This window comes from Streptomyces sp. NPDC059957 (assembly GCF_042730015.1).
Taxonomy (GTDB): domain Bacteria; phylum Actinomycetota; class Actinomycetes; order Streptomycetales; family Streptomycetaceae; genus Streptomyces.
In genome coordinates, this window is sequence record NZ_JBHWMB010000145.1 from 1,553 (window position 1) to 8,735 (window position 7,183).

Annotated in this window: 4 protein-coding genes; 2 read left to right on the forward strand and 2 right to left on the reverse strand. The window is 71.4% G+C overall.

Annotation, left to right across the window (positions count from 1 at the left end; all coding sequences use genetic code 11):
• Nucleotides 1-80 precede the first annotated feature (80 nt).
• On the reverse strand, nt 81-2,447 hold the full coding sequence (locus tag ACFWBW_RS40970; RefSeq protein ID WP_385384757.1) for a bifunctional serine/threonine-protein kinase/ABC transporter substrate-binding protein: 2,367 nt from the start codon (nt 2,445-2,447) through the stop codon (nt 81-83).
• A 321-nt stretch (nt 2,448-2,768) separates the two neighbouring features.
• On the opposite strand from ACFWBW_RS40970, the gene ACFWBW_RS40975 reads away from it, so the two are divergent.
• A complete protein-coding gene (locus ACFWBW_RS40975; RefSeq protein WP_385384760.1) occupies nt 2,769-5,411 on the forward strand; it encodes a SpoIIE family protein phosphatase in 2,643 nt (880 codons plus the stop codon).
• A 42-nt stretch (nt 5,412-5,453) separates the two neighbouring features.
• Here ACFWBW_RS40975 and ACFWBW_RS40980 read toward each other — a convergent pair whose 3' ends face one another.
• A complete protein-coding gene (locus ACFWBW_RS40980) occupies nt 5,454-6,104 on the reverse strand; it encodes a GNAT family N-acetyltransferase (protein ID WP_385384763.1) in 651 nt (216 codons plus the stop codon).
• Nucleotides 6,105-6,256: 152 nt separating this feature from the next.
• Between ACFWBW_RS40980 and ACFWBW_RS40985 the strand changes: the two genes are divergently transcribed.
• Nucleotides 6,257-6,652, forward strand: coding sequence for a hypothetical protein (locus ACFWBW_RS40985; protein ID WP_385384766.1), 396 nt, complete (start codon nt 6,257-6,259; stop codon nt 6,650-6,652).
• Nucleotides 6,653-7,183 lie beyond the last annotated feature (531 nt).

The following is a 7,183-nucleotide window of genomic DNA, read 5'->3' on the forward strand; positions in this document are numbered from 1 at the left end:
TTTGTGTTTTGCTCGATGACCGGGAGTTCCGTTGTTTCCAAAGGGGGGAACCACGGCGCCTCCGGCGCTTCCCGGGCGGCTCAGGGGGTGCCTGGGCCGCTCTTCACGGTCGTCCAGCTGCCGCCCTTCACCGCGTACACCGTCAGCCGGCGGTTGACCGTGTCGCCGTACTCGTCGAAGGCCACACGACCGGTGACGCCGTCGAACGCCAGCCCCGACACGGCCTGCGGCATCTTCGCCCGGGCGTCCGCGGGCAGGGCCCCGCCGTGGGCCTCCACCACGGCCTTCACCGCCTCGATGACGGCCCAGGCCGCGTCGTACGCGTAGGGGCCGTAGGAACCGGCCGCTTCCGGGTACCCGGCCTCCTCGTACTGCTTGAGGAATTCCTGTCCCTTTGCCAGGTCCTCGGCAGGAACGCCGATGCCCGTGGCGAGATCGCCCTCGGCCTTCGTGTTCGTCGTGAGGAACTGCTGGTCGAAGATGCCGTCGCCGCCCATGAGGGGGACGCTCACGCCCGCCTGCTTGAGCTGCTCGGAGAGCGGTCCGGCGGTGTCGTAGTAGCCGCCGAAGTACACGGCATCGGCGCCGGATCCCCGGATCTGGGAGGCCAGGTAGGAGAAGTCGCCTTGCCCGGGATCGACCCGGTCCGTGCCCACCACGGTTCCGCCGAGCTTCGTGAACGCGGCGCTGAACCCGGCAGTGAGCCCGGTGCCGAAGGCGCTGCCGTCGTCGATGACGTAGAGCTTCCGCTTCCCGGCGTCGCCGTGGAGGTACCGGGCGGCGAACGGTCCCTGGTCGACGTCCGTGGCGACGGTGCGGAAGTAGCTCTTGTAGGGCCGGGACTTGGAGCCCTTGGCCCAATCGGGGCCCAGCGTCAGCACCGGGTCGGTGTTGGCCGGTGACACGTTGACCAGGTTCGCCTGTCCGAGCGGCTGCGCCATGGTCTTGGCGACGCCGGAGGTGAGTGGCCCGACGATGCCGAGCACCTTCCCGTCATCGACGAACTGCGCGGCGTTCGGCCGGCCCTTCTCGGGAGTGCCCTCGTCGTCCAGAGCCTTGATCTCGAATTTCACTCCGGGTACGTGCCCGGTGCGGTTGGAAGTCCTGACCGCCAGGTCGGCGGAGTTCTTCATGCCGACCCCCATGGCCGACAGGCCGCCGCTGAGCGGTGCGTCCACTCCGATGACCACCGTGACGGCGGAGGCCGAGGAGCCGCCTCCGGTCGTACCGCCGCCGGGCGGGGTGTCACGGGTCAGCTTCCAGGTCAGAACGGAGCCCGCTGCGAGCGTGACCATGGCCACGCCCAGAACGGCCGAGCGCCGCGTAAGGGTGCGCCGTCGGGTGGAAGCACCTTCGTCCCGCCCCCGCCGGTCGGTCCAGCCGAGCGAGATCACGTCCTCGGCCGGGGGTACGGCCACGGGCGGGGTGGTCGGCCGCTCCGGTACGGGCGGGTGGGTACCGGGCGTGGGCACAGGCTCCACGGCCGTGGGCGTCGGCAGCGGGGACGGCGGCTCCGCTTCCCGCTTGGTCGGGGCCGGAGCGGCCTCCGTCGCAGCCTCCGGGACGGGTACCGGCACGGGCTCGCGCGGGGCGGCCTCCGAGGACGTGTCCGCCCCGGACCGGGAGGACCGCAGCGCCGACGCCAGCAGCTCGGCCGCCTCGGCGGCGCCGACGCGCTGCGCCGGGTCCTTCGTGAGGAGCGCGTCCAGTACGGGCGCCAGCGGGCCGGCATGGGTCGGCGGCCGGTGGGGGCGGGTGAAGACGGCCACGGCAAGGGCGTGGAGCCCGTCGGCCTCGAACGGCGGGCGTCCCTCGATGGCGTGGTAGAGGGTGGCGCCGAGCGCCCACAGGTCGTTGGCCGGGGTCGGGCGTTTGCCCTCCAGCTGCTCCGGGGGCATGTAGTGCGGGGTGCCGATGACGGTCCCGCTCCGGCTGAGCTTGGTCGTGGCGTCCGCCAGATGGGCGATGCCGAAGTCGGTGAGGACGACGCGGTCCTTGGTCAGGAGCACGTTGTCCGGCTTGATGTCGCGGTGGATGATCCGTGCGCCATGGGCCTCGGTGAGCGCGCCGAGCAGGGCGGCCCCTATCTCCGCCACACGCTCCACGGGCAGCCGGCCCTGCCGGCGGATGGCCGCGGCGAGGGACTCTCCCCGGATGAACTCCATGACGATGACGGGGGCGCCGTGGTGCTCGACCACGTCGTGGATGGTGATGATCCCCGGGTGGCTGAGAGTGACCGCCGCGCGGGCTTCGCCGGTGAATCGCCTGAGCAGCGTCGCGCGGTCGCCGTCGTCCAGCCCCGCCGGGAAGAGGATCTCCTTGATGGCGACCTCGCGTCCGAAGAGCTGCTGGTCGACGCCGCGCCAGACCCGGCCCATGCCGCCCTGGCCGATGGCCTCGACGAGCTGGTAGCGGCCGGCGATGAGTTCGGATTTCTGCTCGGTCACGCGCACACTCTAGGACCTGTTGGACCGGTCGGGTGACGCAACCCTGGCCTGATCCCGCACCCCGTCCCGTTGGGCACGCCGAGGCAGCCGGGGCGGAACGAGCGTACGGGCCCCCGTGGCCGGGCCGGCGTGTGAATGACGGGGCGTGAAAGACGAGGTGTGAAAGACGGGGTGTGAATACCGGGACGTGATGGTGCGTGCCCGGGGGCCGCGGAGCCCCAGAGGTGCTACAACTGGGTGCGTGACCCTTCCTTGCCACTCGTGCCGGGCGTGTCGGTGCGGTCACTCCTAGGCAACAGACTGCGAAGCGTCGCCGGACAGGTGTTCGTCCTTCAGGTGGCGATCGTGGTGTTGCTCGCCGCCGGAGCGCTGCTGTCCCTGCTGCTCCAGTCGCGGCACGACATCGACCGGGAGGCACGCAACCGGTCGGTTTCCGTCGCGCAGACCTTCGCCCACTCTCTGGGCCTGCAGGACGCCCTCAAGACGTCCGATCCGTCCGCCCTCCTGCAACCCCTCGCCGAGGCGACGCGCAAGGCCGCGGGCGTGGACTTCATCGTGGTGATGGACACCAACGGCATCCGGTACAGCCATCCCCAGCCGGACCGCATCGGAAAGAAGTTCGTCGGCACGATCGAGCCCTCGCTCGCCGGACAGGTCCACACCGAGAGCGTGCAGGGTCCGCTCGGCAAGGAGATCCAGGCGGTGGTGCCGGTCACCGCTGCCGACGGCCGGGTCGTCGCACTGGTCTCGGCGGGCCTGACGGTGAAGAACGTGACCGGTGTCGTCGACCGTCAGCTCCCGGTCATCCTCCTCGCCATCGCGACCGGCCTGGCCCTGGCCACCGGCGGCACGGCCCTGATCAGCCGGCGGCTGCGCCGGCAGACCCACGGGCTCGGTACGCAGGAGATGACCCGCATGTACGAGCACCACGACGCGGTGCTCCACGCCGTCCGCGAAGGGGTTCTCATCACCGACGGCGACGGGCGGCTACGGCTGGCCAACGACGAGGCCAGACGGCTGCTCGGCCTGCCGGAGGACGCCGAGGGACGCGGTGTCGGGGACGTGCCCGGCCTGGACCGCCGGATGGCGGACCTGCTGCTGTCGGGCCGCGTGGCCACCGACGAGGTGCTCGAGGTGGGCGACCGGCTGCTCGTGCTCAACCAGCGGCCCACCCACCCCGGGGGCCGGCGGGAGGGCGCCGTGGTCACCATCCGGGACTCCACCGAGATGCAGGTCCTGACGAGCCGGGCCGAGACGGCCCGCCGACGCCTCAAGCTGCTGTACGACGCGGGAGGCGACGTCGGAACGAGCCTCGACGTGGTGCGGACGGCCGAGGAGCTCGCCGCCGTCGCCGTGCCCCGGTTCGCGGACTTCGTCACGGTCGACCTGGCCGACTCGGTGCTCGACGGCGAGGAACCCGGAGACGGCGCCGACATGCGGCGCACGGCGGTCAGCGGCATCCGCTCCGACCACCCCCTCTACCCGCGCGGATGGCTGATCGACTTCCTTCCGTCCACCCCTCAGGCGCGCGGCTACGGCACCGGCGAAGCAGAACTGGTGCCCGACCTGGCCGACGCGCCGGGCTGGCACGCCCAGGACCCGCCGCGAGCCCGGGCCATCGTCGATTACGGGATCCACTCGCTCATCGTGGCCCCGCTCAGGGCACGGGGCGTCGTGCTCGGCGTGGTCAACTTCTGGCGCTCGCAGAAGCCGGAGCCCTTCGACGAGGACGAGCTGTCGCTGGCCGAGGAGCTCGTCGCCCGGGCGGCGGTCAGCATGGACAACGCCCGCCGCTACACCCGTGAGCACGCCCTCGCCGAGACCCTCCAGCGCAGCCTGCTGCCGCGCGCCCTGCCCGAGCAGAGCGCCGTGGACGTGGCGCACTTCTACCTGCCCGCCCAGTCCGGGGTGGGCGGCGACTGGTTCGACGTGATCCCCCTGCCGGGCAGCCGGGTCGCGCTGGTGGTCGGAGACGTCGTCGGGCACGGACTGCACGCCGCGGCCACCATGGGGCGGCTGCGCACGGCGGTCCACAACTTCTCCACCCTCGACCTGCCGCCCGACGAGATCCTCGCCCGCCTGGACGACCTCGTGCAGCGCATCGACCGCGACGGGGCCGCCGACGACCTGGACGGCGGCGTACTGGGCGCGACCTGTCTGTACGTCGTCTACGACCCGGTGTCCCAGCGCTGCACCATGGCACGGGCAGGGCACCTGCCACCCCTCGTGGTCGCTCCCGACGGCACGACGGACATCGTGGACCTGCCGGCCGGGCCCCCGCTGGGGCTGGGCGGCATTCCCTTCGAAACCGCGGAGCTGTACCTGGCGGAAGGCAGCCAGCTCGTCCTGTACACGGACGGACTGGTCGAGGAGCGGACCCGGGACATCGGCGAGGGGCTGGAGCTGCTCCGCGGGGCCCTGAGCCATCCGGACCGGGACCCTGCGGAGAGCTGCCGGGCCGTACTGGACCTTCTCCTGCCGACCCGTCCGACCGACGACGTGGCGCTGCTCATCGCGCGGACACGGACCCTCGGCCCGGACCGGGTCACGGAGTGGGACATGCCGTTCCGGCCGAGTGCGGTGGCCGCCATGCGGAGCGTCGCGGTGAAGCAGCTCGACGAATGGGGCCTGTCGGAGCTCGGCTTCGCCACCGAACTGATCCTCAGCGAACTGGTCACCAACGCCGTGCGGCACGGCAGCGCGCCGGTCCGGGTACGGCTGCTGCACGCCCGCACCCTGACCTGCGAGGTGTGGGACGGCAGCAACTCCGCTCCGCACGCGCGGTACGCCGCCACCACGGACGAGGGAGGGCGCGGCCTGTTCCTGGTGGCGCAGCTCAGCGACCACTGGGGCACCCGCTACACGCCCGGCGGCAAAGTCATCTGGGCGGAACTGGCCCTCCCCGACACCCCGGGCGCCGGTGACCCGCCCCTCGCGGCCTTCCTCGACCTGGAACCCCTCTGATTCACGCCCGGACAGCGGGACGCCGTACGGCCGGCATCCCGGTCAGATCTCGCCGCGCCGGGGCTCGCGCCACATGGGCCAGAGGGCGGGACCGTCGTGCGGGAGACGGAGTTCGGAGGTGACCCGGAAGCCCAGCCGTTCGTAGAAGGGAACGTTGGCGGCCTTGCTCGACTCCAGGTAGGCGGGTTGCCCGAGCTTGTCGCAGTCGGCCAGCTGCTGGCGCAACAGCGCCGAGCCGACTCCCGTCCCCTGGAGCCCCGGGTCCGTCCCCACGGACGGCAGGTACCAGTGCGGAGCGGCCGGATGGGAACCGTGCATGGCGTTCTGGACCTCACCGGCCCGCGACATCCCCCGGAAACCGAAGACGCGCACGTAGTGGGGGAGCGCGGCCAGCTCTCCTACCGCAGAGGTCTTCCAGCGCCCGGGGCCCGACCACAACGCGGCCGCGAGCAACCGCCCGTCGCTGGTCGCGGCGACCCGGACACCACCCGCGCGGGGTCGCTGCTGGCGCTGGGCGAGCTCGAAGTAGCGGGCGATCCGGCGTTCCCGGTCGGCTGAGGCGGGGATCATCCATGCCATGACGGGGTCGTCCGAGAAGGCGCGGGCCAGCAGGGCGGCGACCGCCCCGGACTCGCAGGGCCGGGCGAACCGGATGCCGTACCCGGCGATGGGCACTGTCGTGGGGGTGCTCATGGGCCCCACGCTAGGCAGCGGTCCCGGGCTTCTGCGGTCGCGCACGACGGACACGCCGTACGGACCACCCTGCGACGCCACCGCCGTGGCCCCGTGATCACAGGTGTGAAAATGGGGAGCCCACTTCAGACGCCGAATCGAGCAGGAGAACCTTGACCACCGAAGACCGCTGGCACCTGCAAGGCTCCGCGGACTACGCATACTCCGGTGACGAGGCCCGGAATCTGCTCCGCCACCGGTTGGACTGGGGGAACCCGGAGACCTGGTTCGAGAGCGACGCGGGCCGGCTCCTGGGCGTGGTCACCAACGGCGAACGCGCGATGGTGACGTGGGTGGACGCAGAAGGCGGCCCCGGTGAGCATCTCGTCGATCCGCGTGGCGAAGGCTCCTCAGGCGGCTTCGCACTGTCCAACGGGCAAGCCGGCAGCTACGCCGACCGGGACACGGTCGCCTTCGACGTCGCCGGGCACGCCGTGGCACATTTCATCGATCATGGGAGCTGGCCCCCCACCGGCGTGAGCGTGGCGAGCGGCCGCGGCGCACACTGACCGGCTGCTGCGGTCGGCCGCGCGAATGGCAGCCCTCGGTATGCCTGTGGCCTTCGATCCGGGGGCTGTAAGCAGGCCCGAACCTTGCCCTGGAAGGGGTTCGGGTGGTCGCGGAGGGTGAGATTCGGGCGGTCTGGCGGTGACCCGCCCCACAGGACCTTGGTCACATACGAGCCGGGATAGTAGTCCCTAAGGGGCCCTTACCCACCCCGTCGCATGGCCTCTGAACTGCGGTGATATCCAGCCGCACCAAGGGGGGTCGTTGAGCCCCGGCTGCGAGGGTCACTAGTAAGAGGGGGTCGTTGCCAGGCGTCCGGGACCCCCGTAGAACTGGATGAGTCGCAGGGCGGACGGAGACCCCCGGGTCTTCCGATCCCCCCGATGAACCCCTCTCTTTCACGTGAGTGGCTCGTGCACGTCTGCGACTGTCCTTGTCCCCTTCGGAAGGTTTGTCCGTGTCCAACGTCGTCATCCGCCGCATCGTCGCTTCGAAGAAGACCCTCGCGGGTACCGTCCTCGCCCTGGGTGTCG